26 protein-coding genes, 1 tRNA gene and 1 pseudogene are annotated in these 25,926 nt (G+C 65.5%); 13 read left to right on the top strand and 15 right to left on the bottom strand.

Annotated elements, in window-relative coordinates; translation table 11 throughout:
- Position 1 precedes the first annotated feature (1 nt).
- From FQK05_RS03430 to FQK05_RS03410, 5 genes are all read left to right on the top strand, one after another.
- Positions 2 to 520: a chemotaxis protein CheW gene (locus FQK05_RS03430; protein WP_158964459.1), complete on the top strand. Its 519-nt coding sequence runs from the start codon at positions 2 to 4 to the stop codon at positions 518 to 520.
- 114 nt (positions 521 to 634) lie between these two features.
- Positions 635 to 2,131, top strand: coding sequence for a methyl-accepting chemotaxis protein (locus FQK05_RS03425; protein WP_158964458.1), 1,497 nt, complete (start codon positions 635 to 637; stop codon positions 2,129 to 2,131).
- 44 nt (positions 2,132 to 2,175) lie between these two features.
- On the top strand, positions 2,176 to 2,688 hold the full coding sequence (locus FQK05_RS03420) for a chemotaxis protein CheW (protein ID WP_233270343.1): 513 nt from the start codon (positions 2,176 to 2,178) through the stop codon (positions 2,686 to 2,688).
- Positions 2,689 to 2,746: 58 nt separating this feature from the next.
- On the top strand, positions 2,747 to 3,613 hold the full coding sequence (locus tag FQK05_RS03415; RefSeq protein WP_158964456.1) for a CheR family methyltransferase: 867 nt from the start codon (positions 2,747 to 2,749) through the stop codon (positions 3,611 to 3,613).
- Positions 3,614 to 3,615: 2 nt separating this feature from the next.
- On the top strand, positions 3,616 to 4,689 hold the full coding sequence (locus FQK05_RS03410; RefSeq protein ID WP_158964455.1) for a protein-glutamate methylesterase/protein-glutamine glutaminase: 1,074 nt from the start codon (positions 3,616 to 3,618) through the stop codon (positions 4,687 to 4,689).
- A 335-nt stretch (positions 4,690 to 5,024) separates the two neighbouring features.
- Here the strand turns inward: FQK05_RS03410 and yidD are convergent, their stop codons facing one another.
- From yidD to rpmH, 3 genes are all read right to left on the bottom strand, one after another.
- Entirely contained in the window at positions 5,025 to 5,285 is a 261-nt protein-coding gene (gene yidD, locus FQK05_RS03405) for a membrane protein insertion efficiency factor YidD (RefSeq protein ID WP_158964454.1), read from the bottom strand.
- Positions 5,286 to 5,484: 199 nt separating this feature from the next.
- Positions 5,485 to 5,859 (bottom strand): ribonuclease P protein component, encoded by a 375-nt coding sequence (gene rnpA, locus FQK05_RS03400; protein WP_158964453.1) that lies wholly within the window; start codon positions 5,857 to 5,859, stop codon positions 5,485 to 5,487.
- A gap of 74 nt (positions 5,860 to 5,933) precedes the next feature.
- Complete coding sequence (gene rpmH, locus FQK05_RS03395) at positions 5,934 to 6,068, bottom strand: 50S ribosomal protein L34 (protein ID WP_158964452.1); 135 nt, start codon at positions 6,066 to 6,068, stop codon at positions 5,934 to 5,936.
- 350 nt (positions 6,069 to 6,418) lie between these two features.
- On the opposite strand from rpmH, the gene FQK05_RS03390 reads away from it, so the two are divergent.
- The 7 genes and pseudogenes from FQK05_RS03390 to FQK05_RS26000 all read left to right on the top strand — a co-directional run.
- Positions 6,419 to 7,156, top strand: a complete 738-nt coding sequence (locus tag FQK05_RS03390) for a TVP38/TMEM64 family protein (RefSeq protein WP_158964451.1) — start codon at positions 6,419 to 6,421, stop codon at positions 7,154 to 7,156.
- A 3-nt stretch (positions 7,157 to 7,159) separates the two neighbouring features.
- Entirely contained in the window at positions 7,160 to 8,605 is a 1,446-nt protein-coding gene (locus FQK05_RS03385; RefSeq protein ID WP_158964450.1) for a dihydrolipoyl dehydrogenase family protein, read from the top strand.
- Between the two features lie 16 nt (positions 8,606 to 8,621).
- A complete protein-coding gene (locus FQK05_RS03380) occupies positions 8,622 to 10,007 on the top strand; it encodes a sensor histidine kinase (protein ID WP_158964449.1) in 1,386 nt (461 codons plus the stop codon).
- Positions 10,008 to 10,087: 80 nt separating this feature from the next.
- A tRNA-Arg gene (locus FQK05_RS03375) sits at positions 10,088 to 10,164 on the top strand.
- Between the two features lie 156 nt (positions 10,165 to 10,320).
- Entirely contained in the window at positions 10,321 to 10,938 is a 618-nt protein-coding gene (locus FQK05_RS03370) for a hypothetical protein (protein WP_233270342.1), read from the top strand.
- A 39-nt stretch (positions 10,939 to 10,977) separates the two neighbouring features.
- The gene (locus FQK05_RS26005) at positions 10,978 to 12,189 is read left to right on the top strand and encodes an APC family permease (protein WP_158964448.1); all 1,212 of its coding nucleotides are present in this window, start codon (positions 10,978 to 10,980) and stop codon (positions 12,187 to 12,189) included.
- Positions 12,190 to 12,328: 139 nt separating this feature from the next.
- A pseudogene (locus FQK05_RS26000) lies at positions 12,329 to 12,451 on the top strand (helix-turn-helix domain-containing protein); the annotation flags it as partial.
- Positions 12,452 to 12,487: 36 nt separating this feature from the next.
- Here FQK05_RS26000 and FQK05_RS03355 read toward each other — a convergent pair.
- From FQK05_RS03355 to FQK05_RS03335, 5 genes are all read right to left on the bottom strand, one after another.
- A complete protein-coding gene (locus FQK05_RS03355; protein WP_158964447.1) occupies positions 12,488 to 13,396 on the bottom strand; it encodes a DMT family transporter in 909 nt (302 codons plus the stop codon).
- Positions 13,397 to 13,475: 79 nt separating this feature from the next.
- Positions 13,476 to 14,240, bottom strand: coding sequence for an ABC transporter ATP-binding protein (locus FQK05_RS03350; protein WP_158964446.1), 765 nt, complete (start codon positions 14,238 to 14,240; stop codon positions 13,476 to 13,478).
- A complete protein-coding gene (locus FQK05_RS03345) occupies positions 14,237 to 15,274 on the bottom strand; it encodes a FecCD family ABC transporter permease (protein ID WP_158964445.1) in 1,038 nt (345 codons plus the stop codon). Before FQK05_RS03345 ends, FQK05_RS03350 begins: the two co-directional genes overlap by 4 nt.
- The gene (locus FQK05_RS03340; protein ID WP_158964800.1) at positions 15,274 to 16,281 is read right to left on the bottom strand and encodes an ABC transporter substrate-binding protein; all 1,008 of its coding nucleotides are present in this window, start codon (positions 16,279 to 16,281) and stop codon (positions 15,274 to 15,276) included. The genes FQK05_RS03345 and FQK05_RS03340 overlap by 1 nt, the downstream gene beginning before the upstream one ends.
- A gap of 422 nt (positions 16,282 to 16,703) precedes the next feature.
- Positions 16,704 to 17,699, bottom strand: a complete 996-nt coding sequence (locus FQK05_RS03335; protein ID WP_158964444.1) for a hypothetical protein — start codon at positions 17,697 to 17,699, stop codon at positions 16,704 to 16,706.
- A gap of 130 nt (positions 17,700 to 17,829) precedes the next feature.
- Here FQK05_RS03335 and FQK05_RS03330 point away from each other — a divergent pair, with 130 nt between their 5' ends.
- Positions 17,830 to 18,708, top strand: a complete 879-nt coding sequence (locus FQK05_RS03330; protein ID WP_158964443.1) for a LysR family transcriptional regulator — start codon at positions 17,830 to 17,832, stop codon at positions 18,706 to 18,708.
- Between the two features lie 98 nt (positions 18,709 to 18,806).
- On the opposite strand, the gene FQK05_RS03325 is transcribed toward FQK05_RS03330, so the two are convergent.
- The 7 genes from FQK05_RS03325 to FQK05_RS03295 are packed head-to-tail and all read right to left on the bottom strand — an operon-like array spanning position 18,807 to position 25,800.
- On the bottom strand, positions 18,807 to 19,331 hold the full coding sequence (locus tag FQK05_RS03325) for a nucleoside deaminase (RefSeq protein ID WP_158964442.1): 525 nt from the start codon (positions 19,329 to 19,331) through the stop codon (positions 18,807 to 18,809).
- Complete coding sequence (locus tag FQK05_RS03320; protein ID WP_158964441.1) at positions 19,324 to 20,295, bottom strand: ABC transporter ATP-binding protein; 972 nt, start codon at positions 20,293 to 20,295, stop codon at positions 19,324 to 19,326. Before FQK05_RS03320 ends, FQK05_RS03325 begins: the two co-directional genes overlap by 8 nt.
- Positions 20,292 to 21,260, bottom strand: coding sequence for an ABC transporter ATP-binding protein (locus FQK05_RS03315; protein ID WP_158964440.1), 969 nt, complete (start codon positions 21,258 to 21,260; stop codon positions 20,292 to 20,294). The genes FQK05_RS03320 and FQK05_RS03315 overlap by 4 nt, the downstream gene beginning before the upstream one ends.
- Positions 21,257 to 22,681 carry an amidohydrolase family protein gene (locus FQK05_RS03310; protein WP_158964439.1) on the bottom strand — a complete coding sequence of 475 codons (1,425 nt, stop codon included), beginning with the start codon at positions 22,679 to 22,681 and terminating at the stop codon, positions 21,257 to 21,259. The genes FQK05_RS03315 and FQK05_RS03310 overlap by 4 nt, the downstream gene beginning before the upstream one ends.
- Complete coding sequence (locus FQK05_RS03305; protein WP_233270341.1) at positions 22,678 to 23,847, bottom strand: amidohydrolase family protein; 1,170 nt, start codon at positions 23,845 to 23,847, stop codon at positions 22,678 to 22,680. The genes FQK05_RS03310 and FQK05_RS03305 overlap by 4 nt, the downstream gene beginning before the upstream one ends.
- A 2-nt stretch (positions 23,848 to 23,849) precedes the next feature.
- Positions 23,850 to 24,815 carry an ABC transporter permease gene (locus FQK05_RS03300; RefSeq protein WP_233270340.1) on the bottom strand — a complete coding sequence of 322 codons (966 nt, stop codon included), beginning with the start codon at positions 24,813 to 24,815 and terminating at the stop codon, positions 23,850 to 23,852.
- Positions 24,808 to 25,800: an ABC transporter permease gene (locus FQK05_RS03295; protein ID WP_158964437.1), complete on the bottom strand. Its 993-nt coding sequence runs from the start codon at positions 25,798 to 25,800 to the stop codon at positions 24,808 to 24,810. Before FQK05_RS03295 ends, FQK05_RS03300 begins: the two co-directional genes overlap by 8 nt.
- Positions 25,801 to 25,926 lie beyond the last annotated feature (126 nt).

The following is a 25,926-nucleotide window of genomic DNA, read 5'->3' as shown; positions in this document are numbered from 1 at the left end:
CATGACATCCCAGACCCATCCTGCCGGCGATGCACCGCACGCGGCCTATGACGGCTATGACAACCTGCTGATCTTCCGGCTGGAGGGCGAGGCCTTCGCCGTCTCGGTCAAGGGCGTGCACGAGATATTGGATCCGCAGAGCCCGACCATTGTACCCAATGCACCGCGCCATTCGCCGGGACTGATCAATGTCCGCGGTGTCGTGGTGCCGGTCTTCGACATTCGGCACAGGCTGGGAATGGGGGCGGGGACGAAGCAGGCGACCAGCCGCATGATCGTCTTCGAGCACGAGATTGACGGCGAAGCCGGTCGCCTGGCCTTTTCGGCGGACAGTGTCGAAGAGGTGCACGAGGCCGATCTTGCCGGGTTGGAACCGATCCCGGAACTGGGCGCGATCTGGCCGCAGGCCTGCCTGGAAGGGGCCATCCGGCGCAACGGTGAACTGGTCGTGTTACTGAACACCGATGTCCTGTTCTCGCCCCAGGGCGATGGCGACGCGACGCAAACCAAGGGGGCATGACACATGGGGCTTTCGTTCCGGGCCAAGCTTGTCGGGGCTTTCGCCCTGATGTTTTCGGTGGTCTTGGCCAACTGCATCATCGCCTTGGTCCGTCTTGGGGTCCTGACAGACCATTTGCGCGACTTCACCCTTGGGGGAGGTGCCTCCGAACAGATCACGGTTCTTCTGCAGGACGCGTCGGTGGCGCGGAACTGGCTGATCGGCTTGACCGCTGCGGGGCTCGTCATCGCGGCGTTGACAGGCTGCGTGATGATCCGCTCATTTACGCGTGGCATCCGTCGCGCGACAGACGTGACGCGTCTGGCCGCCAAGGGCGATGTCCGCGGCGCCATGTCCGAGATCGAAGGCCCAGGCGCCCAGTCCGGTGGATCCGACGAAATCGGCGCCCTTCTGGCGTCCTTGGGCGAAATGTGTCGCGACATCAGGAGTATGGCCGACGTGGCGGATCGGATCGCCGATGGAAATCTGTCCGAGAACGTCGTTCCGAGGTCCTCTTCCGACCAGCTTGGTCAGGCGCTTGACCGGATGGTGCGGCGCCTGCGTGAGGTGATTGGCGGCGCCCGGACCGGTGCAAGCGAGGTTGCCAGCAGCAGCGAGGCGTTCAGTCAGGCCGCGGCCACCCTGAACAACGGATCGTCCCGCCAGGCCGCTGCAGCGACCGAGGCGAGTGCCGCGATGGAGGAGATGACCTCGAACATCCGTCAGTCGGCGGACAATGCGGCGCAGACCGAAAAGATTGCTCTGCAGGCGGCGCAGGAAGCCAGCGAGAGCGGCGAGGCAGTGAACAAGGCTGTGGCCGCCATGCGCACCATTGCGGAAAAGAATTCGATCATCCAGGAAATTGCCCGCCAGACCGACCTCCTGGCCCTGAACGCCGCGGTCGAGGCGGCACGGGCCGGCACCCATGGGCGCGGCTTTGCCGTTGTCGCGTCGGAAGTCCGCAAGCTGGCGGAACGCAGCCGGCAGGCCGCGGCGGAGATTGGCGAATTGTCGGCCAATACGCTGAAGACCAGTGCCGAGGCGGGCGAAAAGCTTCAGTCGCTCTTGCCGAGCATCCGCCGCACATCGGATCTGGTGCAGGAGATTTCGGCCGCGATGCGCGAGCAGAACATCGGCTCCGAGCAGATCAACCAGGCCATCCGGGATCTGGATGCGGTGATCCAGCAGAATGTCGCTGCAGCCGCGACGGCGGACAGGCTGTCCGGCAATCTCGCCGACCAGTCGGCCGAACTGAAAAAGCTCATGCGCTACTTCCAGATAGATTTGTCCCAGGCCGGAGGCCCTGCTGTGGCGATTGCAGGTTCGGCGCCCGAGGTCCGGGCGGTGACGCCTGCGAAAGTTGGCGCTACACCTGCACCAGTATCACGCCCTGGGTGGAACTCGGCCGCGTCGCCCACCACGGCACCCGTGCAGGCCAAACCGGCCAAGGCAGATACCGGTAAGGAACCGCGCAGCGCTCACCGATCCGCCCACCCGGCCACAGATGACATGCCGTCCGGCGACCGAATGACCAAGCGCCGACCGCAGGCAGAGGAAGGGGGGTTCGCGCTCGACCTCGAACCCGAAGATGTCGACGATTCCGACTTCGAGCGTTTTCGAGAGGCATCCTGACCATGGCCACACATGCAAGAAGCGCAGCCGAGCACAACGACTTCATGGCATTCGACCAGATGTCGGAACAGGACGATCCGTCGGAGGCAAGCACGCTGACCTTCCTGACCTTCCGGATCGGCACGCAGGTCTTTGCCGTGGACGTTCACTTCGTGCGCGAGATCCTGGCCGCCGGTGCGCTGTCGAAGCTGCCGAACACACCGCATGACGTGCTAGGCATGATCGATCTGCGAGGTCAGGCCATCGCGATCATCGACCTGGCAGGCAAGCTGGGCGCAGAGCCGGACGGCGAAGACGACGACCGGGTGATCGTGTTCGAATTCTCGGTCGATGGGCGTACCACATCGCTGGGCGCCATCGCCGACGAGGTGTTGCGGGTGGACGAGGTGTTGCTGGAGGCGATCGAACCGGTCCCTGAAACCCTGTCGGGTTGGCGGTGCGAAGAGGCCTCGGGCATGATCCGCAGCGAGGAGTGCATCGCCATCCTGCTGCGCATCGACCACATCCTGTGCCGCGGCGTGCGCCAGGGCCCGATGGAGTTCGAATACGCCAACTGACACGCGGGTTCGGTGCAGCGCCGACTGGTGTTGCGTTGACCGACGGATCGAATTGCGGATGGATCTCGTGAACGTCGAGTACAGAGAATACGAAATCACACCGGCGCATTGCCAGCGCATCGCCGACCGGACCCGGAAGATTTCGGGCGTGCGTATCGACACGAGCAAGACGGACTTCATCCGTCTGCGCCTGTCGCATCGCCTGCGGACCTTGGGGGTCAAGACATTCGATGCCTACCTGGATCGTCTGGAAAGCGACACCACGGGCGTCGAAACCCGGCTGCTGGCCGAAGCCCTGGCCACGCACACCACGGATTTCTTCCGCGAACGGCATCAATACGACTGGCTGGCCCGCGAGGGGCTGGCGTCCTTGAAGGCGGGCGGCATCGGCCATCGTCACCCGCTCGTGGTCTGGAGCGCGGCATGCTCGACCGGGGCGGAACTGTGGTCGGCCGGGATGCTGATCGCCGAAAGCGAGGACTTCAATGCCGTTCCTGGCCGGGTGCGTCTGATCGGCAGCGACCTGTCGAAGGCGATCCTGCGCAAGGCCGCCGGCGCGACCTATACCGAGGACGAGATCGGAGGGCTGAGCGCCGAGCGGAAGACCCGTTTCCTGCTGCGGTCTAAGACCAAGCGCGATCCCCGCGGGCGCCCCTATTACCGTATCGATCCTGAATTGCGGGGCATCTCAAAATTCCTGCAGGCGAACCTTCTGGACACCGCGCCATTGCGGTCCGAGACGATGGACATCGTTTTCCTGCGCAATGTGCTGATCTATTTCGACAGGGAAACCCAGGATCGCGTCCTGACCAACGTCATTTCGCTGATCCGGCCCGGTGGCATCCTGTTCACCGGACATGCCGAGCCGGTGAAGGGACGTAGCGATCTGGTGACCGTGTCGCCCTCGGTCTACAGGAAACGCTGATCATGTCGCCGGTTCGCAAGCCCTACAAGGTACTGATTGTGGACGACAGCGCCGTCGTGCGCCAGGCCATGCAGACGATCCTGGAGTCCGATCCCGACCTGGAGGTGATCGGCATCGCCTCGGACCCGTTCGCGGCCGCGGAAAAGATCCGAAAGCAGGTGCCGGACGTTATCACGCTGGACGTGGAAATGCCGCGGATGGACGGGATCACCTTCCTCCGGCGGCTGATGGCGCAACGGCCGGTGCCGGTGGTAATGTGTTCCTCGCTTGTGTCGCCCAATTCGGAAACGCTGAACCTGGCGCTGGACGCCGGTGCGGTCGACATCGTCTGCAAACCCGAATTGGGTGTGAAAGGGTTCTTCGAGGAATCGTGCACCCGGATCTGCGACACGGTGAAGGCCGCGGCGCAGGCGCGCCTGTCCCTGCGCACCCGCCTGCCGGTGGAAAAGAAACTGACTGCCGATGCCGTCCTGGCGGCGCCAACACCCCAGGCGATGGCGCGCACGACAGAAAAGGTCGTGGCCATCGGTGCGTCGACCGGCGGCACCGAAGCCTTGCGCATCGTTCTGGAACAACTGCCCGAAAACAGCCCGCCGGTCGTCGTCGTTCAGCACATGCCCGAGGCGTTCACCTCGGCCTTTGCCAGGCGGCTGGATTCCTTGTGCCGTGTCACAGTGAAGGAGGCACAGCGCGGCGACCGGATGCTGCGCGGCCAGGTCCTGATTGCGCCGGGGAACCGTCACACGATCCTGACCCGGTCCGGCGCCAGCTATGGGGTCGATGTGATTGAAGGGCCGCTGGTCTCGCGCCATCGCCCGTCGGTGGATGTGCTGTTCCGCTCTGTTGCGCGGGTGGCGGGCAAGAACGCGGTGGGCGTGATCATGACCGGCATGGGCGACGATGGCGCCCGGGGCTTGCTGGAGATGCGTCAGGCCGGCGCCCGGACGCTAGGCCAGGACGAAGCGACCAGCGTCGTTTACGGCATGCCCAAGGAGGCTCACAAGATGGGCGGGGTCGAGGAGCAGCTGCCGCTGGACAAGATCACTGCAGCCGTCATCCGGATGTCGGTCAACTGAGCGCCCGCCGATTGACAGGCCGGTCGGATGGCGCATCGGCAAACCGTCACGTCGACCGCAGGGCAAGTGGCCCAGCCGCCATAGCGGACCACCGGAATGCAGGGTGATCGGCCTACCGGTCCGCGGCAGGGCCCCTGAAAGGCCGGCGAAAGGTCACTTGAGGCCCCGGCCGCCGGGATGCCGCGACCAGGGGCTTGGGGCGCCCATCGGTTCCCCGGAAAGCAGTTCCTCCCAGGGGGGGGAGACTTCCCCGGGACGTGCCGGCCGACCGGGACCCACGGGATCCGGGGATCTTGCAATGCTTGCGGTCCTGGCTGCCCGGGACCCCGCGGCCTTCAGGATGGATCGGCCGGGTTGTGGTCGTGATGCGTGCAGCTGTCAGGCACCGGATCATAGCCGGAGCTGCCCCAGGGATGACACCGACCGATCCGGCGCAATGTCAGCCAGCCGCCGCGAAATGCACCGTGCTTTTCCAGTGCCTCCAGCGCATAGACGGAACAGGTCGGCTGGAACCGGCAGCTGTGCCCGACCCACGGCGACAGGAACAGCCGATAGGCGCGCACGGGCAGGGCGACGATATGGGCGAGAGGTGACATGAACCCCAGATAGGGCAGGGAGGGGCCGCTGGGAAGGGGCGCTGGGAAGAGGCGCCGCGCCGACGGATGCCTTGGCAGGGCTAGACCGCAAAACAGTCCCGGGCTCCCCGGACCCGGGCAGGGCGTTCCGGATCATGGAAAGCGGAAAAAGCTGTGTCCTGCCAGCGGGAATCCGGGAAGGTTCTGCACCGACCTGACCCTAGCGGTTCAGGACCTTCAGCGCCTGCCGCAGATCGTCCAGCAGGTCGGGCCAGGCGCGTTCGGCGGTGGCGTCTTCGCGGCCGATCAAGACATAATCCCAGCCGTCACGGCCCATTGTCGGCAGTACGTCGCGCGCGGCCGCGCGCAGGCGGCGTTTGGCGCGGTTTCGGGCCACGGCATTGCCGACCTTCTTGGAACAGGTGAAGCCCACGCGCACGCCCTCTGCCTCGCCCTCAGCCCGCTTGCGGGCCTGGACCACCATCGAGGGCATGGCGCGCCGTTTCGCGCGCGCGGCACGCAGAAAATCCCGCCGGTGGCGCAGCACCGACAGGCTCATCTCGGATCCGCTCTGTTCAATACGCTCGACGGGCATCGTGTCCCCGGCTGCCGTGGATCAGGGCACCGGAACAGGCAAAACGCCCCCGCCGCGGGCCCGAAGGCCTGCGATCAGGCGCTCAGACGCTTGCGACCGCGGGCGCGGCGTGCGTTCAGGACCTTGCGGCCGGCCTTGGTGGCCATGCGCGAACGGAACCCGTGACGACGCTTGCGCACGAGGTTCGAAGGCTGGAAAGTACGTTTCATCTTCGGGTCTCCGATAGTCACCGTCCCGGGGAGGCCCGGGTGAAAAGCTGATCTTCTGCCTGTCGTCGCCTGCAGGGCACCCGCCATCGGGGCGCGACTCTGCCGGTTCGGACATGCTGGAAGCCCGCCCTTTACGGGCAATCGTCCGGCAAGTCAAACCCGTTGCGAAGGTTGTCTTGCCGAACTCTTCCATTGGCGCCCCCTGTCGCGCAGGCCCGCCGCCGCGTCAAGCCATCAACCCGGCGTGATGGGATCGGACAGGGCGGAGGATCGCAGCTATATCGGGTCCTGGACCCAAGAAGGGCGCAGTGCCGACCGTCCTGTCCCAACGTGTGAAGGTGCCCCAAACCATGGCCGACCCAGATATTTCCGGACCAGGACGGCAGCGCCTGGTGCGCCTTCTGCCCCTGGCCGCGATTGTTCTGGTCGCGGTGGGGGCCTATGTCGCCTTCGGGGATTCGGTCAGCTTCGAGATGCTGCGCGCCAACCGCGAGGCGCTGCTGGCGGTCCGCGACCAGCACTATGGTCTGATGCTGGCGGGGTTCGTGGTCTTCTATGTCTGCGTCGTCGTCTTCTCGTTGCCCTTCGCGGCGGTGACGTCCGTCACGGGCGGTTTCCTGTTCGGACTGGTCGTTGGATCCCTAGCCAATGCTCTGGCGGCCACCATCGGCGCCTGCCTTCTGTTCTTGGCGGTGCGCTGGGGGCTGGGCGACGCGCTGGTGCGCCGGATCGAATCCAGCGATGGCAAGGTCCGCCGTATCCGCACCGCGCTGGTCGAGAACGAAATCAGCGTGCTTCTGCTTCTTCGCCTTCTGCCGGTCGTACCGTTCTTCGTGGCGAACCTGCTGCCGGCGCTGGTGGGCGTCCGCTTCCGCAGCTTCGCCTGGACCACGGCCGCGGGCATCCTGCCGGGCTGCGTCGTCTTCACCTCCATCGGGACGGGCCTGGGCGGCGTCTTCGACAGGGGGGAAGCGCCGGACCTTTCTGTCCTCTGGTCGGTTCAGGTCCTGGGCCCGATACTGGCCCTGGCCGGGCTGTCGGCCATGCCCCTTGTCATACGCGCCATCCGCGGCCGGAAGGAGATCTGATCCATGCCCCGTATCGCCTGCGACATCCTGGTCATCGGCGCCGGTTCTGGCGGGCTTTCGGTGGCCGCCGGGGCCAGTCAGATGGGCGCGAAGGTCGTCCTGCTGGAAGGCGGAGAGATGGGCGGCGATTGCCTGAACACCGGTTGTGTTCCTTCCAAGGCGCTGATCGCCGCGGCTGCCATGGCGCAGGCCCAGCGACAGGGCGCGGCCTTCGGCGTGGGGCAGGGCGCACCGCAGGTCGATTATGCCGCCGTGCAGGCCCATGTGGCCCAGGTCATCGCCACCATTGCCCCGGTCGACAGCCAGGAGCGGTTCGAATCCCTGGGCGTGACCGTGCTGCGCCACTGGGGGCACTTCATCTCTCCGACCGAGGTCGAGGCGGGCGATCATGTCATCCGCGCCCGGCGGATCGTGATCGCCACGGGATCGACCCCCTTCATTCCGCCGGTGCCGGGGCTGGGGACCGTGCCCTATCTGACCAGCGATACGCTCTGGTCGTTGACTGAACGGCCGCGTCACCTGCTGATCCTGGGCGGCGGCCCCATCGGGCTGGAGATGGCGCAGGCCCATGCCAGGCTGGGGTCGGAGGTGACGGTGATCGAAACCGCCCACGCCCTGGGCCGCGACGATCCGGAAGCCGCGCAAGCCGTGCTGGCGGCGGTCCGCGCCTCGGGCGTCACGATCCAGGACCGGACGCCGCTGAAATCCGTGGCGCAGGACGGGGACGAGATCGTGATTCACACGGGCGACGGCGGCTTTCGCGAGGCCGCGCTGGCGGCGCGGACCTTCCGCGGCAGCCATCTTCTGGTCGCGACGGGCCGGCGGCCGGCGCTGCGACGGTTGAACCTGGGCGCCGCGGGGATCGAGACATACAATGAAGAGATCCGCGTCGACGACAGCCTGCGCACGTCCAACCGGCGCGTCTATGCCATCGGCGACGTGGCAGGGAAGGGTCACTTTACCCATGTCGCGGGCTATCACGCGGGCGTGGTGATCCGGTCGGCGCTGTTCGGGCTGCCGTCGAAGATCCGCACCGATCACATCCCGCGCGCCACCTACACCGATCCGGAACTGGCCCAGATCGGCCTGACCGAGGCCGAGGCGCGGATCAGGTTCGGCGACAGGGTGGAGGTGGCCCGGTTCGATCTAAAGCACAACGACCGCGCCGTCGCGCAGCGCCGGACCGACGGGTTCATCAAGGCGGTCGTGCACAAGGGCCGCCCGGTCGGTGCGACCATTGTCGCCTGCGATGCGGGGGAACACGCCAATTTCTGGGCCTTGGCGCTGGCCAACAAGCTGAAAATGAGCCAGATTTCAGCTACGATTTCTCCCTATCCGACGATGGGAGAGATGGGTAAACGCGTGGCGGGCGCTTATTTCTCGCCCAGGCTGTTCGACAGTCGAACCGTGAAGACCGTTGTCGGGCTGGTCCAGAGGTGGCTGCCCTGACAGACCCGAGGGCACCATGTTCAATTCCCTGTCCGGCCGTTTCCTCGTTCTGACGACGATCTTCGTGCTGTTCGCGGAAGTGATGATCCTGGTTCCGTCGGTCGCGCGCTATCGCGAGGATTTCCTGCTGGGGCGTCTGGAACGGGCGCAGATCGCCTCGCTGGCGCTTCTGGCCGACGACATGCTGTCGAGCGAACTGGAACAGGAGCTTCTGGCCAATGCCGAGGTTTTCAACGTCGTTCTGCGCCGGGACGAGATGCGCCAGCTTGTGCTGTCCTCGCCCATTCCCGAACCGATTTCCGCCACCTACGACCTGCGCGATCCCAGTTCCGTCACGCTGATCCGCGATGCGCTGTCGCGGCTGATGACGCCGGAAAACCAGATCATCCGGGTGATGGGCGCACCGGTACGCGAGGCCGGGCTGCTGATCGAGGTCACGATGGAAACGCAGCCCTTGCGGACCGCGATGATTGATTACGGCCTGCGGATCCTGGGCCTGTCGGCCGTGATCTCGATCGTGACGGCGGTCCTGCTGTTCGTGGCCGTGCAGGTGCTTATGGTGCGTCCGATCCGTTGGCTGGTGAACTACATGCAGCGCTATTCCGCCTCGCCCGAGGACGTGCGCCGCATCATCACGCCCCGCGCCCGGATTCGCGAACTGCGCGAGGCGGAAGAGGCGCTGATGACGCTTCAGACCGAGATCACGCAGGCGCTTCGCCAGAAGGAACGCCTGGCCCAGCTGGGGCAGGCGGTGGCCAAGGTCAGCCATGACCTTCGCAACATCCTGACCAGCGCCCAGCTGTTCGCCGACAGGATCGAGGGGAGCGAAGACCCGCTGGTCCGCCGCATGGCGCCAAAGATCGTGGGTTCGGTCAGCAGGGCTGTGTCGCTGTGCGAAAGTACGCTGGCCTTCGGCCGGGCGGAAGAGCCGCCCCCGCGGCTGACCGTCATGCGCCTGGGCGACGTGGTGGCCGACGTCATGGACAACGAAGCCAGTGCCATCGAGTCGGGCTGCGTGATCATTCGAAATGAGATCCCGCCGACCATGGCCCTGCGCGCCGATCCCGAACAGTTGTTCCGGGTGCTGCTGAACATCGTTCGCAACGCCCGCCAGGCCATAGAAAGCCAGGGCGGCACCGGAGAGATCGCGATCAGCGCCCGGGAAGAAGACACGCTGTGGCGCGTCCGGATCGACGACACCGGCCCGGGATTGCCCAGGAAGGCCCAGGAACACCTGTTCACCGCGTTCCAGGGCGGGGCGCGCAAGGGCGGGTCCGGACTGGGCCTTGTGATTGCGGCCGAACTGGTGCGCGGCCATGGCGGCACGCTGACGCTGCGGGAAACCGGGCCTTCGGGCACGTCTTTCGAGATCGTCCTGCCCAAGGGCGACGGCGCCCTTTGAACCTTTTTGCGGTGACGAAAGAAAAAGCGGATTTTCGGGTTGCAAAGGTTTCGGGGCAGGGCTAAACGGGCCGCCACAGTGGACCGATAGCTCAGCTGGATAGAGTACTTGACTACGAATCAAGGGGTCGGGGGTTCGAATCCTCCTCGGTCCGCCACTGTATCTCTTGTGGGGTGTCAGGCAAAACTGACTTTCATGTCAGATGCCTGACCCCGCAGGCGGAATTTCCGGAATGCGGAGTGGCGTTGCCCAGTTGAGCTCGCGATCGTAAGGTCAGGATATCCCTGCCTTTGCCTGGTCCCGGAAGTCTCGTTTGGCCAAGAGCCTCCCTGCCATCCCCGGAAATACCTTTCCTCAGTTGCCGCTGACCGTGCCGCATGCCGCGTTCGAGCCGGCTTCGTCTTTGCTGTCCCGAATCGCGGCGAGGGGCGGCGCAAGCTCCATGCAGCGATTCTGCGGCGACATTGCCTTTCCGATCGATCCCTTGTTCCGCGGTGAGAAGGTCGCGATAGGGCAATTGGCGCAGCTGGCCGGGTGCGGTGCGGCTGCGTTGGAATGGGTGTCAGTCCGCCACCTCGGAAAAGGGCATTTCCGACTGCGAGACGAATTTGCCTCCCTCCAGAGCTTTCAACGCTTGCGTGGGCGTTTCTTCGGTCGGCTTTTCGGTCCTTGGGCCACGTGGCTGAAAAGCCGGAGCCTCGGTGATGAATTCGAACCCCTACGCGCCGTCGTGCGGCGGCACGTCTTCGACCATTTCTCTGTCAGAAGGGGAGTGCTGGTGCTTGGGGTGCCGTCGGAGCGAAAGGCATCGCCGAACGCACAGAAGCCCTTTCCGCTCGAGGGCTTAGCCAGGCGCAACGCAGAGGACTTGGTGCGCCGCGGTCTCACAAAGCGTCAGGCTGATGGCAGGACCGTTCCCCTATACGAATAGCTGTGGACATTCACTGGGCGCATATTGAAGGATCACGGCATGACTTGGCTGGATGACACACTGATCGTCGTCGCTGTGATCGCCTTTGCAGTCCTGATCAGCGGCCCGGTGCGCCGGAACCGGAACTGGCTGGCCACGGTCACGCCCCTGGCCTCGATCATCGGCAGCGGCTTCCTGGTCTCGGTGCCCCTGCTGGCCAGCGCAATCGGCATCTGGGCGATCCCCGCGGTGATCGGGCTGACCCTGCTGGCATTCCTGATCGGTGGCGCGATCCGCTACAACATCCGCTACGGCGAGCCGGAGTTCGAATCCGTCGACGCCGGCCACCCGCTCAAATCCTTCGAAACCATGTCGCATCTGGTTTTGATCGGCGCCTATTTCATCTCCGTCGCCTATTACCTCGTGCTGCTGGCGGCCTTCGGGCTGAAACTGCTGGGCTGGGAGGATCTTCTGCTGGGCAAGGTCGTCGCAACGGTGATCATCTCCTCCATCTGCCTGCTGGGCGCAACCAAGGGGCTGCAGGGCGTAGAGCGGGCCGAGGTCTTTACCGTCAGCGCCAACCTCGCGGCTATTGCCGCCCTGCTGGCCGGACTGGTGATCTTCGCAACGGCGCTGCCGCAGGGCTACAGCTGGACTGCCGCCGCCGTTCCGCATCATTTCGACTGGAATTCGCTGCGCTTCCTGATGGGGCTGCTGATCATCGTGCAGGGGTTCGAAACCACGCGGTTCATGGGCGATCTCTACGACGGCGAAACCCGGATCAAGGCAATGACCCGGGCGCAGATCGTTTCGTCCATCGTCTACGTGATCTTCTTCCTGCTGATGATCCCGCTGTTCCCGTTCTTCACCTCGACGGCAGATGTCGCCGGGTTCATCGGGGTGATCGGGCGGGTCACGCCCTGGCTGCCATTCATCGTCACCGCCGGTGCCATCGCCAGCCAGTTCAGCGCCTCGGTCGCCGACAGTATCGGAGCCAGCGAACTGGTCAGCGACACGACGCACAAGCACATCACACCCCGGCACGCCTATGTCGTGATCGGCGCGGTCGCGGTCAGCGTGATCTGGGCGACGGACGTGGTCTCGATCGTCAGCCTGGCCTCGCGCGCCTTCGCCCTGTTCTATGCGCTGCAATGCATCGTCGCCGTCCTGGTGGCCCGCCGCCGCGGCGACAATGGCCAGGCGGTCTGGTTCACCCTTCTCGCCGTGCTTACCTTTGCCCTCGCCGTGCTCGGCATCCCCGCAGGCGCCTGACCCGCAGACCCTAAAAGGGCATCTGTCCCAAGGTTCCCGCCGGACTCGACGCCCAGGCGCCTTTAGGCGGCGATCTTGCAAAGTCCCATCAGGAATTCAACAAGGTGGATCGCTTGGGCTCGTGGCACCGGCGATGCAGGCAATCGCGCGCAAGTTGGGCCGATCTCCCAGCACGATTTCTCGGGAGATCAGGCGCAACTCGGCGACGCGCAGCGGAGAGTTCGACTATCGGGCCATTGCGGCGCAGTGGCATGCAGATCGTGCGGTCAGCAACGTCTACCGGGACAGCGAATGCCCGTTACCTCGGCCGACCGGGCCGCGCGATGTAGGCTCCGATCAGGACAAGCGGTCCTGCAAGGAGGAACGCCAAACCTGGCACCTCGGTGAAGAAGACAAAGCCCAGGAACACGGCCCAAAGAACCGAAAGGTATTCAAATGGTGCCAACGCGGAGGCATCTGCATGGGCGAAAGACAGCGTCATGAGGATGTGGGCGAGGCCGCCTGCAAGGCCGGTGGCGATCAGGAGTGCCAGGCCTGCCGGACCGGGCCAGGCCCACCCCCAGGGAAGTGTCGCGAGGCCGCCGAGCGCGGAGATGACGGCAAACCAGAACGCGATGGCGCCAGCCCCTTCGCCGAGCAGTGTGAGGCGGCGGACCTGGATCAGCGCGCCGGCCGTCAGCACGGCGGTCACAAGGCCGAGAACCACGCCCAGGCCGCCCGCGTCGGGCAGGACGCCTGCGAAAGCGGGGAGGCAGAATGTGGCCGCACCGGCAAGGCCAAGCGCCACACCGGCGATCCGCCGCGCGCTCAGGTTCTCGCCGAGAAGCGCCCAGGCGAGCAGTGTGAGCATGACCGGCGCCAGGTAGGACAGCATCGTCGCTTCGGCCAGCGGCAACAGACGGATCGTCGCGAAAGAGGTGAACATGGCCGCGGCTCCCATGAGGCAGCGCCCAATGTGCCCCATGGGGCGGGAGGTCCTGAGCCCTTCCGGCCAGTCACCGCGCCACCACAGATAGGCCGCGAGCGGCAGCAGGGCGACGGCAGACCGGAAGAACACCACCTGTCCCAGTGGCACCGTGTCGCCGAGAGCCTTTACGCAAACGCCCATCAGCGCAAAGGCGAGGGTCGAAAACACACGCAGCGTGATCCCGAGCGCTTCGTTCGATGCGGGACGCAGGGCGTTTTCCCGCGGCAGGGGCGCGCTCATGACTTGGCCGCCTGAACGAGGGCCCGCGACACGGGGCCGACCGCCAGCGTCCTGACAGGCCCGTTCGAACTCACCCGCCTCATCCTGCGCTGAACCGGATATGCGGCCGGCCCGCGTCCGCCGATCCGTCGATATGTGCGGACACCCGGAAGACGTCTCGCAATGTCTGCTGGGTAAGCACGGCTTCGGGTGTGCCACAGGCACAGACGGCGCCCGACTGTAGCACCACGATCCGGTCGCAGAACATTGCGGCGAGGTTGAGGTCGTGCAGGGCGATGATGCTGGTCAGCTCGAGATCGCGCACCATACGGAGGATCTCGATTTGGTGATGGATGTCGAGGTGATTGGTCGGCTCGTCGAGGAACATCACCTGCGGGGCCTGCGCCAGGCCCCTCGCGATATGCACGCGCTGACGCTCGCCCCCGGACAGGGTCTGCCACGCCTGTTTCCGGCGCGATGTCATGCCCACGCGGTCGAGCGCTTCGGCGACCGCGGCTTCGTCGGCCTCGGACCAGCCGGCAAGCGCCGACCGGTGCGGCGTTCTTCCTAGCCGCACCACATCGGCGACTGTGACATTGGTGTCGGTGGCCGCACTTTGCTGGACGAAGGCCACCTGCCGCGACAGCGCCTTCCTGGGCACCTGCGCGATGTCCCGGCCGTTGATCTCGACCCGCCCCGAGGCCGGGCGTCGCAGCCCCGCCAGCAGCCGCAAGAGCGAGGATTTGCCCGATCCGTTGGGGCCGATCAGGCCAAGGGTTTCGCCCGGCGCGACCGTCAGCGACACGTCCGATACGATGGTCTTGCGCCTGACGCCCCAGCTCAGGTTCTCGGCGACGATGCTCATGTCTGTGGCCTCGCCCGGTAGAGGATGACGGCAAAGAAGGGCACGCCGACAAGTGCGGTCACGACCCCGATGGGCACGGTCTGTTGGGTGGCGATCACGCGCGAGACGATGTCGGCGATCACCATGAAGACCGCGCCGACCACGGCGCAGGCCGGCAGCAGGCGCAGATGCAGCGGGCCTACGACATATCGCGCGGCGTGGGGCACGACCAGCCCGACGAAGCCGATGGCGCCGACCATGCTGACGATGGTCGCGGTCAGAAGGGCGGTCACGCCGAACAGCACCAGCCGGATGCGGCCCACGGGCACGCCGAGCGCCGCGGCATCCTCGTCACCGAATGTGAAGGCGTCGAGCGAGCGCGCCATCCAGATGCAGATTGCGAGGCTGACGATCACGACAACCAGAAGAAGTTGGAAATCCGGCCAGCGCACGCCGCCGAAACTGCCCAGCAGCCAGAACATCACGTCGCGCGCCTGCTGGGCATTGCCGGAGGTCGTCACGATATAGGAGGTCAGCGCGTTGAAAAGCTGCGATGCCGCCACCCCGGCGAGGATCGTGTGGTTCGGACCGCTCGTCGCGCCGTTTGACAAAAGCGCCACCAGGGTGAAGGCGGCGAAGGCGCCCGCGAAGGCCCCCAGCGACAGCGACAGGCTGCCCGCGCCGATGCCCAGAACGATCACGCAGACCGCCCCGGTCGAGGCCCCCGCCGAGACACCCAGCACGAAGGGTTCCGCCAGCGCATTGCGCAGCAGCGCCTGAAGGATCGCGCCGCAGATCGCCAGACCCGCGCCCGCCAGCGCCGCCACCAGTGCGCGGCTCAGGCGCAGGTTCCAGACGACGCTTTGTTCGATGGGTGCGATCTCGGCCCCGGTCAGGCCCAATTTGTTGGTGACCGACAGGAAGACCGTCCGCAGGGCGATGTTGTAATCGCCAATCGCCGTCGCGGCAGCGACGGCAAGGGTCAGGACGACGACGGATAGGCACAGGAAGAGGGCGAGCCGACCGGCACCGCCCTCCGATGTATCGGAAGACATCACGGAAGATCGAGCGCCTTGAGTTGCCGGGCCACCTGCTCGGCGCCGTAGAGCGTGCGGATGCTGGGGTTCATCGCTGCGCCGCTCATGGTCACGATCCGGCCGTTCTTGACGGCGTCCATCTGGCTGACGGTCGGATCGGATGTCAGGAATTCGATCTTGTTCTCGGCCGTGTCCAGGTCCCAGCGGTTGCGATCGACCTGGGCCGCGACGAACACGGTCGGATTGGCGGCCATGATGCCTTCCCAACCCAGGGTCGGCCAGTCCGCCTCGGTCGTGATGGCATTGGTGCCGCCAAGGACGTCGGCGATATAGCCCGAAGGCCCGTTGCCGCCGCCAAGATAGGCATCGTCGGCCGGCGACGGGCTCGAGAACCAGAACAGGAAGGTCAGATCCTCATCTTTCGCGAACTGCTCACGCAGGGCAGCCTCGCGCGATTTGAAATCTTCGATCAAGGCCTGGCCGCGATCGGCGACGTCGAAGATCAGCGACAGATCTTCGATTTCCTTGTAGAGCAGGTCCATGCTCCAAAGCTTGTCACGCGACCCGTAGGCATCGTTCGCGTCCAGCGTTGTCGAACAGGCGCTTGGCGAGAGGTATGTCGGGATGCCCAGTTCCTCGAAATCCGAGCGCTTGGCCACCTTGCTGTCGGGGCCGAGCAGGGTCGTGAGCATCGCCGCCACGAAGTCGGGTTGCTTCGACAGAACGGCTTCCAGCGTCGGGAACTCGACCGTAAGCAGTTCAACCTCACCGTTGGCTTTGGCCACCTCGGGCAAGACCGAGTTGGGCCAGAAGGCGGTTGCTGCCATCCTGTCCTCAAGCCCCAGAAGCAGCATGATCTCTGCGCTGTTCTGGCCAAGAGCCACGGCATTCTGCGGAGCCCCTTCGAAGGTTACGGCCTGGCCGCAGTTTTCGATTGTCAGGGGATAGTTCGTCTGGGCCTGAGCCGTGGCGGCTGAAAAGGCCAGCACAGCGGTTGCCAGTGCCAGGTTCGACTTGTTCGACATCGCGAGAATCTCATTGTTGAGTAGTTCTGTCGGGAATTGGCTACAGGTATCCTGAGACTGTTTCAAGGCATCTTCGTCAGGCGGTTTTGTGCGCGAAGCGATGTCTTGGGGTTTCATCAAGCCCAGGCTAACGGGCCCTGGATGGCGCCGCGTCCTCACGAACAGGCGTCGCCTCCGGGCCGGGGGCACTTTTGCGACCGGCCGCGATCACAGCGGGCTTAGAACCGGACTGGCTCAGAAAGCGCGGGACAGGACCTTCGCCATTTGGCGCACCAACGCCAGCTTCGGGCAACGTTCACTTGGCGCGCCACCGTTCCACAGCATCCGGTACGGGCGTACCGCCGCAGGCCCGCCACAAGCCCCAGACCGGCTGCGGCGGGGTCCACGAACTGCGGCATGGCTCCACAGACTTTTGTCGCGCGCTACCGCTTGATGGACCAGACCATCGCGGTTTCGTAGCCCGCGGCTTCGAGCATTTCGATCTTGGAGCGCCACCCGGCTGGGCAAACCACAAATGCAGTTCCCATGCCTCTGTCCGCAAAGGCCGTTTCGGCGCCGCGCAGAAGTGCGGTCGCGCCCCGGCCTCCGTCTGCAAGGGCCATGGGGTCGGCCAGGTCCCGGTGGTAATAGTCGTCGATGACACCTGTTCCTGTGATGTCGTGCGCCGGCGGGAAATGAAGCCGCGATGCGGGCTGCGCGATCACGTAGCCGTTCAGGTTCTCCGGCGCCCCCAGGACCATCATGTCCCTGTCACGCAGCGTCAGGCTTCGGTTCATCCAGCCGGCGAACCGGTCGTCCGCGTCGGGATGGCGCTCCCAGAAAGGATCGATCTCGAAGAGGATCTTCTTGTTCTCGGCTGCCCGCGCGACGATGCCGGGGACGTCAGCCTCGGTGGCCGACCGGATGGTCGAGGGGCGACCGGCATCGCCAAGATCGGTTCGGGACAGATAGAGCGTCAGCGGATCGTAACCGCGATCGCGAAAAACCTCGCGCCAGGGATCGCCAGTTACGCAGGTGGACAGGAGGATCCTTGCACCGTCCCCCGTCAGGGCGCGCTCCGCCGCTGCCACCAGAGCGTCCACCGTGCCGAGCGGCGCGCCGGGCTCGACCGCGCTGTCGGGCAGGATCAGGCCTGGGTCGCCCTGGCGGCCCGCGTAGATCGGGGGCACGGGAAGGCGCATCGCGTGGATCACGCCGGTGATCTCTCCGTCATGCTCGGACACCTGCCATATCTGTCGGAACGGCTGCTGCTCGGATGTCAGGGCGAATGTCAGCGCCTTTTCGATCTGTGCCGGGGCATCCGAGGCCACTTTCCAAAGGACCGGGTCGACGGCATGACGTTCCCTGGCGTCCAGCAGCAGAAGATCGACAAGGCGGGGGATATCGCCGGTGGTGGCGGTGCGAACGGTGCAGGACATCTGGTTGATCCTTAATGTTGGCGCATGTGGTGCCTGACCATAGATCAACGCGTTTCGTTCGTTTGACAAAGCAGGACATGTAAGAGAGCCTTTAGAAAAACTAACGTCTTGGGCCCCGCTGATGAAGCAAATGAACCTGAACTCCCTCCGGGTGTTCGCTTGCGTTGCGCAGCACTGCAACCTTCAGCGCGCGGCGGACGAGCTGAACCTGACGCGCGGCGCGGTATCCCAGAGGATCAAGCAGCTTGAAATCGACCTCGGCGTCACCCTGCTGGAACGCCAGGCCCGGGGCGTAGTGCTGACCCCCGAAGGGGCCCGCTGCCAGGAGGCTGTCGACAAGGCCTTGGCCACGCTCGAAACGATGGTCGCCGAACTCGGCCGGGAGGGAGAGCAGATCACACTCCATCTTGGATCCTCCACGGCCGCAAAATGGCTGATGCCGCGTATGGGCGATTTCGCCGCCAGGTTTCCCCGTATTTCACTCAGGACGGAGGTCCACTCTCAACAATTGTCCCGTGACCTGGCGCGCAACGAGATTGCGATCTGGCCAGGCAAGACATCCGATCCCAGACCATTTCAGAACGCGCGCGCATTGACCGACATCTGCCTGGTCGCCGTATGCAGCCCGAACTTCCCCCGGCCGGATTGGCCGATGGACCTGGAAACGCTGCTGATGCTGCCGCTGCTTCAGGACGAACATCGCAGGTGGGAGGCACTGATCGCGTCGACCGGATTCCGCCCCAGGCACAGGCTCTTGAATTTCGACCGGTCCGCCCTGGCGCTGGACGCGGCCATAGAGGGGCACGGCGTCGCCATCGCCCCGACCTACATCGTCGAAAACGATGTGAACCGGAAGCGATTGGTAGAGGTCTGGGTCAGCCCGGAACCGCCGACCCAACAGCTATTCGTTTCCTGGTCGCACGAGCACGTGAGACAACCCTACATAGATCGCGTCGTGGACTGGATTGCCTCGGAGTTTTCCAGCGAACAAGTGCGGAAAGGCAGATAGGGGACGTCCGGAAAAGTCCCGCGCTGCCGATCTCGGATCGTTCGAAACGGCTTTGAAGATGTCACCCCCCCCGAGACCTGGACCGTTTGAAGCTGGGGTTAGCGGCCAAGTTTTCCTGGGCTGGAGAGGAGCGGAGACCTTGCCTTCCCGGCCCAGCGGTGCAGGATATCTGCGGCCCGGGCGGATTGATGCCGGGCGCTTGTCATCTGGCGCGCGGGGGCGGGCAGGCCGCATTGCGACAGCATGTGACCCACGTCGATGGGGAACCGGGCGGATTCCGGCAGATCGCCCAAGGCCGCACCGGCCTGGGTCATGTCGGCGGCGTAGTAGAGCTCCGACACCCCGGCGATCAGCATCGCGGCCACGCAGAGCGGACAGGGCTCGCAACTGGAATAGAGCGTCGCGCCGCGCAGGTCGACGGTGCCAAGGTTGCGGCATGCGTCGCGGATCGCTTCGGTCTCGCCGTGGCTGGTAGGATCGTGGTTCAGCACCGAACGGTTGATACCTTCGCCGACGATTTCGCCGTCCTTCACCACGACGGCGCCGAAAGGTTCGGTGCCGGGGGTGTCCAGCGCCGTGGCCGAAATCGCGATGGCACGGTCCATGAAGCGGTCTTCATACATGGGCCGCCTCCAGCGTGTTGCCTGTCGCGGCGAAGCAAGCCACGCGGCGGTCGTGGATCCTGGGGTTGCGCTCGGGGCGTTCGGCCTTGCAGCGGTCGAAGGCCAGCGGGCAGCGTGGATGGAAGGAACAGCCCGGCGGAGGCGACACGGGCGAGGGGACCTCGCCACCCATTGGCGCGCGGTCGCGTCTGGGGTTTTCCAGGTCCGGGATCGTGTCGAGCAGCATCCGCGTATAGGGGTGCAGCGGGTTGGCGAACAGGTCCCGGGTCGGCTGGATCTCGACGATGCGGCCCAGATACATCACCGCGATGACATCGGCCATGTGGCGGACCACCGACAGGTCATGGCTGATGAAGAGATAGGTCAGCCCCATCTCGCGCTGGAGCCGCTTCATCAGGTTCAGGACCTGCGCCTGGACCGATACATCGAGCGCCGAGGTCGGCTCGTCGCAGACCAGGAATTCGGGCTCGCCCGCCAGCGCGCGGGCGATCGAGATCCGCTGCCGCTGGCCGCCGGAGAATTCATGCGGATACTTGGCTGCATCGGCGCCAGACAGGCCGACGGTGCACAGCAGCTCCTCGACCCGGGCGGTGACCTGCGCCTCGGGCGTTTCGGGATGCAGGGTGCGCAGGGGCTCGGCCACGATCCGGCCCACGCGCCAGCGCGGATTGAGCGAGGCATAGGGATCCTGGAAGATCATCTGCATCTTCCTGGGGTCGCCGTTGAACCGGATCGCCCCGCCCGATGGCGGATGCAGCCCGGTGACCAGCTTGGCGATGGTGGACTTGCCACAGCCGCTTTCGCCGACCAGCGCAAGGGTCTGGCCGGGCGGGATGTCGAAATCCACGCCATCGACCGCGCGCAGGGTCCGGCGCGGCTTGCGTTCCAGCACCCGGTTCAGCCAGGGGGCGGAGACATCGAAGCGCCGTTCCAGCGCATCCACTTCAAGGATCGGTCGGATCATACGGTCTCTCCTGTCAGGGCCAGCCAGCAGGCGGCGCCGGCGCCGTCGGTGCGGGGAATGTCGCGTCGGCATTTCGGCCCGGCCTGGGTACAGCGCGGGTTGAATGCGCAGCCCGCGGGGATCGCGCCAAGGCGCGGCATCGAGCCGGGGATCATCTGCAGCTCGGATTCGTCGTGGCGCAGGCTGGGGATCGAGCCCATCAACCCGGCGGTATAGGGATGTTGCGGACGGCGGACGACGTCCTCGACCGTGCCCAGTTCGGCCAGGCGGCCGGCATACATGACGGCGACGCGATCGGCTGTTTCGGCGATGACGCCCATGTCGTGGGTGACAAGCATGACGGCGGTGCCCCGGTCGCGGCACAGGCGTTTCAGCAGCGCGGTGATCTGGGCCTGGATCGAGACGTCAAGCGCCGTGGTCGGCTCGTCCGCGATGATCAGCTCGGGTTCGGCACACAGCGCCAGCGCGATAACGATGCGCTGGCGCATGCCGCCGGAAAACTGGTGAGGATAGTTGTCGATGCGTTCCTCGACCGCCGGGATGCCGACCTCGCGCATCAGGTCCAGCGCACGGGCGCGGGCCTGGGCGCGGGTAAGGGAGGAATGCAGGCGGATCGTCTCGACCAGCTGGTCGCCGACCTTGAAGAGCGGGTTGAGCGAGGTCAGCGGGTCCTGGAAAATCGCACCGATCCGGCGGCCGCGGATGGTCTGCATCTGCTGTTCGGTCAGGTTGTCGATGCGGTCGCCCGAAAGCCGGATCTCGCCCGCTGCGATGCGGCCGGGCGGTTCCAGCAGGCCCAGGATGGCCATGCCGGTCATCGACTTCCCGGCGCCGGATTCACCGACCACCCCAAGAATTTCGCCCTTGCCGATGGTCAGAGAGATTTCGTCGACTGCGGTCAGGACACCGCGCCGGGTGGGGAATTCGACGCGCAAGGCGCGGACGTCCAGGACGGTGTCGGTCATGTGGCCTTCCGGTAGCTGGGGGAAAAGATCTCGGACACCGGCGGATGCCCGGCAGTGCGGTCGGGGTACTTGGCGACGAGGCCGTCGAATTGCCGTTGGGCCCGGGTATAGTCCGCGTCGCCGATGCCGGGGATCTGTCGGTCCTGCATCACCCGGCGACCATCGATCCAGACGTCGCGCACGTCATGGCCTGAGGTCGAGGTCATGATCGTCTGGATCGGGTCGGGGGTCTGCAGGGTGCGCGACAGGTCGATCACGGTGATGTCGGCGCAGGCACCAGGGGCGAGGCGGCCGATATCGGTGCGGTTCAGGGCCCGCGCGCCACCAAGGGTCGCGGCGTCGAACATCATGGCACAGGTCAGGGCGGCCTGGCTTTCGGCGATGCGGCCGGTCATCATGCCGACCTGCATGTTCAGGATCATGTCCGGCGGCCAGGTATCGGTGCCAAGACCGATGTTGATGCCCCGTTCGCTGGCCGCGGTGAAGCTGCGCAGCAGGCCGCCATGCCGGGCCGAGACCAGCGGACAATGCACCAGCGTCGCGCCGTGCTGGGCCATCAGGGCGAAATCGCGGTCCGAGGCATGGGTGCCATGGGGCAGCAGCCAGTTGGGGCCGATGGCGCCGATGCGGTCGAGCCAGTCGATCGGCGTGGTGCCGTGCTGCTCCTGCACCAAACGGATCTCGGTCGGAGATTGGCAGGAATGCTGTCGTACCGGCGCGCCCATCTCGGCGGCGATGGCATGGGTCCGCTGCAGCAGTGCCTCGGTGCAGGTTTCGATCCGGTCGGGGGCGAACATGGCGCGGATACGGCCCTGTGCCGTACCGTCGATGCGCCGGGCGAAGGCGGCCGCGTCTTCAAGGCCCTGCAGCCCGCGCATTTCGTCATAGACCGCGCGAATGTTGCCTGCGGTGTCCGTCACCTGTCCGCCGGTTCGGTAGGCGGGGCCAAGGTAGGCGCGCAGGCCCAGTTCGTCGGCCGCTTTCGCCGCCGCGTCGAATTCTGTGACCGTTTCGCCCCATTCCCGGTAGAAGAGAGAGGCGATGGGAAGCGCCGTCGTGATCCCGTTGCGTATCAGCTGGGCGAAGGCAAAACGCTTCTGAAACGCCAGCTCTTCCTCCGAGTACATCTCGTAGGGACCCGCGTCGATGTAGCTTTGCGGCCAGACCCGGCCCTTCTTCCAGGCCGGGCCGTTGTCGTAACCCAGGATCGTGGTGTCGAGATCCGACAGCGCATCGAGGTCGATGAACCCGGGCGACAGGATCGCCTCGCCATAGTCGATCCGCTCGGCCTCGCCCTCGAAGGCGGGGCCGACATGGAGGATCTGCGTGCCCTCGATCACGACGCAGCCGTTTTCGAAGATCACGTGGGCGCCGTCCTGATGGCCGATCACCCAGCGGGCGGAAAGGACGGTGCGGCTCATGGTGCCTCGATCACGGCTTTGCCGTCCCGTGCGACGACCATGCCGCCCTTCATCACCAGCTTGCGCGGGGCGTGCAGTGCCACGGCCTCGGCCAGGGTTTCGCCCTCGACCAGCACGCAATCGGCCTGGCAGCCGATGTCGAGCCCATAGCCTTCGGTTTCCATCACCTTGGCGCCGCCATAGGTGCAGATGTCCAGCGCCAGTTCGACCTCGTCATCCCGGCGCAGGTTGTTGCGCAGGCCGATGAACATTGCGCGTTCCAGCATGTCGCCGTTTCCATAGGGGCCCCAGGTATCGCGGATGCCGTCATTGCCGCCGCAGGTCAGGATGCCAAGCGCGGCCAGCTCCTTCACGCGCGGGACAGGGGCCGAGGCCGGGGCGGTGGTGGCGATGTGGATGCGGTTCTCGGCCAGCTGCTCCTGCAGGCCGGCGACGTAGTCGCGGTCCGGCGCGCCCAGGCAGAAGGCATGGCTGATCGTCACCTTGCCCTGCATGCCGTGCGCGATGGTCCGCGCGATGATCTCCTCCATCGAGAACCCGCCCATCGCGTCGCGCTCGTGCAGGTGGATGTCGATCGGCTTGCCGTGCTTCTCGGCTAGCCTGAACACGGCGTCGAGGTGCCCCTTGGGGTCGCGTTCGATCCCGCAGGGGTCGATCCCGCCCACGATATCCGCGCCCATCGACAGCGCCTCGTCCATCAGCTCGACCGTGCCGGGGCGCGGCATCATCGAGGATTGGGGGAAGGCCACGATCTCGATGTCGACATAGCCCTTCAGCTTCTCGCGCGTGGCCATCACGCCCTCGATCCCGGCCAGCCCGTGATGGGTGTCGACATCGACATGGCTGCGGATCTGGGTGGTCCCATAGGCCATCGACTGGATCGCCTGCCGCTCGGACTGCACTTGCGGGTCGAGGCCCAGCGAGACCTTCACCTCGCGCTCGTTCGTGATCTTGTCGATCAGGCGCGGCCCGACCTCGTTGCGATACCAGGGCAGGCCCAACAGCGACTTGTCGAGATGGGTGTGCGCCTCGACCAGGCCCGGGATCAGGATGCGGCCACCACAGTCGATGACCTCTCCGTCTCCGCCGGCGGCGAAACGGCCGTCTTTGATGTAGAGGTCGGTGGCGGGGGCGCCCATCGGGCGGACGTTCTTCAGAATGGTCATGGTCATCTCAGTTTGGGGTTGAGGGCATCACGAAGCCAGTCGCCGATCATGTTGACCGACAGCACGATCAGGCAAAGCTGCACGGCGGGAAACACAACGATCCACCACAGGCCCGAAAACAGGTACTGGTTGCCGATCCGGATCAGGGTGCCAAGGCTGGGCTGATCGGGCGGCATGCCGACACCAAGGAAGGACAGCGTCGCCTCGGACAGGATGGCGAGGCCGAAGTTCAACGTCGCCGCCACCATGATCGGGGTCAGGCAGTTGGGCAGGATGTGGTGCAGCATGATCCGCCAGGCCTTCACCCGGATCAGACGCGCGGCCTGCACGTATTCCTTCTTGCGCTCGACCATGGCCGAGGCCCGCACGGTGCGCGCATATTGCACCCAGGACGGCACGGCGATGGCGAAGATCAGGATCGGCGCGGCCAGCACGTCCTTCAGACCTGTCGGCAGGGCGGCCGTGGCCATGGCGGAAATCAGGATCGCGATCAGGATGAAGGGCATCGACAGCAGCACATCGCCCATCCGCATGATCACGTTGTCGACCCAACCGCCGAAATAGCCGGCGATGAGCCCCAGGCTCAGCCCCACGGCCAGCGCCACGATGACCGAAGCAAAGCCGATGACCAGCGAAATGCGCGAGCCATAGAGGATGGCCGACAGAATATCCCGGCCCTGCGTGTCGGTCCCCAGCAGGTAAGGCCACTGGCCGCCTTCTTCCCAGATCGGCGGGATCTCGGCATTCCACAGCTCCAGCGCGGCCAGGTCATAGGGATCCTGCGGCGAGATCACGGGCGCCAGGATCGCGGTCAGCGCCACCAGCGCCAGCAGGCAGGCCGCGAAGATCGCGCTGGGATGGCTCCGGAACGAATACCACAGGTCGCTCTCTTGCATCGCCTCCAGTCGGGCGCGCAGTGTCGGTTTGGCGGGATCCGTCTCTTGCGTCATCTGCGAGATATCAGCCATTGGCCCCTCCGGCTGTGGCGGTGTCGTCGCGCAGGCGCGGATCGACCCAGGCATAGGTGACGTCGACGATCGTGTTGAGTGCGACGAAGATGAACGAGACGAGCATCAGGTAGGCGGCCATCACCGGGATATCGACGAAGGTCACCGCCTGGATGAACAGCAGGCCCATGCCCGGCCATTGAAAGACGGTTTCGGTCACCAGGGCAAAGGCGATGAGGTTGCCGATCTGCATGCCGGTCAGGGTAATTACCGGCATCAGACAGTTCCGCAGCGCATGGACCCAGTGCACCCGACGGGCCGGCACGCCACGGGCGCGGGCGAATTTCACGTAATCGGTGCGCAGCGTCTCCAGCATCTCGGCCCGCACCAGCCGCATCACCAGGGTGATCTGGAAGGTCGAGAGCGACAATGCCGGCAGCACCAGTGCCGCGCGCCCGGAGGGCGTCAGCAGCCCGGTCGACCACCAGCCGATATCCACCGTCTGGCCTCGCCCGAAGGCCGGCAGCCAGCCAAGGCTGACCGAAAACGCAAGGATGAGCATGATCCCCACCACGAAGGAAGGCAGCGATACCCCCACGATCGACCCAAGCTGTAATGCATTGGCCATCCGGCTTTCCCGGTAGACCGCGGTGATCACCCCCAGCGGTATGCCGATGACCAGCGACAGGATCGTGGCCACCAGCACCAGTTCGAAGGTGGCGGGAAAACGTTCGCCGATCAGAACCATCACGTCCTGCTGGTTGCGGTAGGAGATCCCGAAATCACCCTGCGCGGCTTTGGTGACAAACCGCGTGTACTGGGTCACGAACCCGTCGTTCAGCCCCAGCCGTTCGCGCAGCTGGGCCCGGTCTTCCTGTGTGGCCTGTTCGTTGACCATCATTTCGACCGGATCGCCGAAGAACCGGAAGATCGTGAAGGCCAGCAGCGCCACCGCCAGCATCACGAAGGCCGCATTGGCAAAGCGCTTGATGAGAAAGGCTGTCATATCCGGCTCCATCCGGCTCGAAGGTCGGGGGCAGGGTGGCCCGCCCCTAGGTCTTCCTTGCTGACTTGCGTCTGAGTTGGCCGGGGGGCACAGCCCCCGACGGGCCGGATCGCGTCAGCGATCCGA

Origin of the sequence: Chachezhania sediminis (assembly GCF_009765275.1) — a bacterium.
Taxonomy (GTDB): domain Bacteria; phylum Pseudomonadota; class Alphaproteobacteria; order Rhodobacterales; family Rhodobacteraceae; genus Chachezhania; species Chachezhania sediminis.
This window is presented reverse-complemented; position numbering and strand designations above follow the sequence as displayed.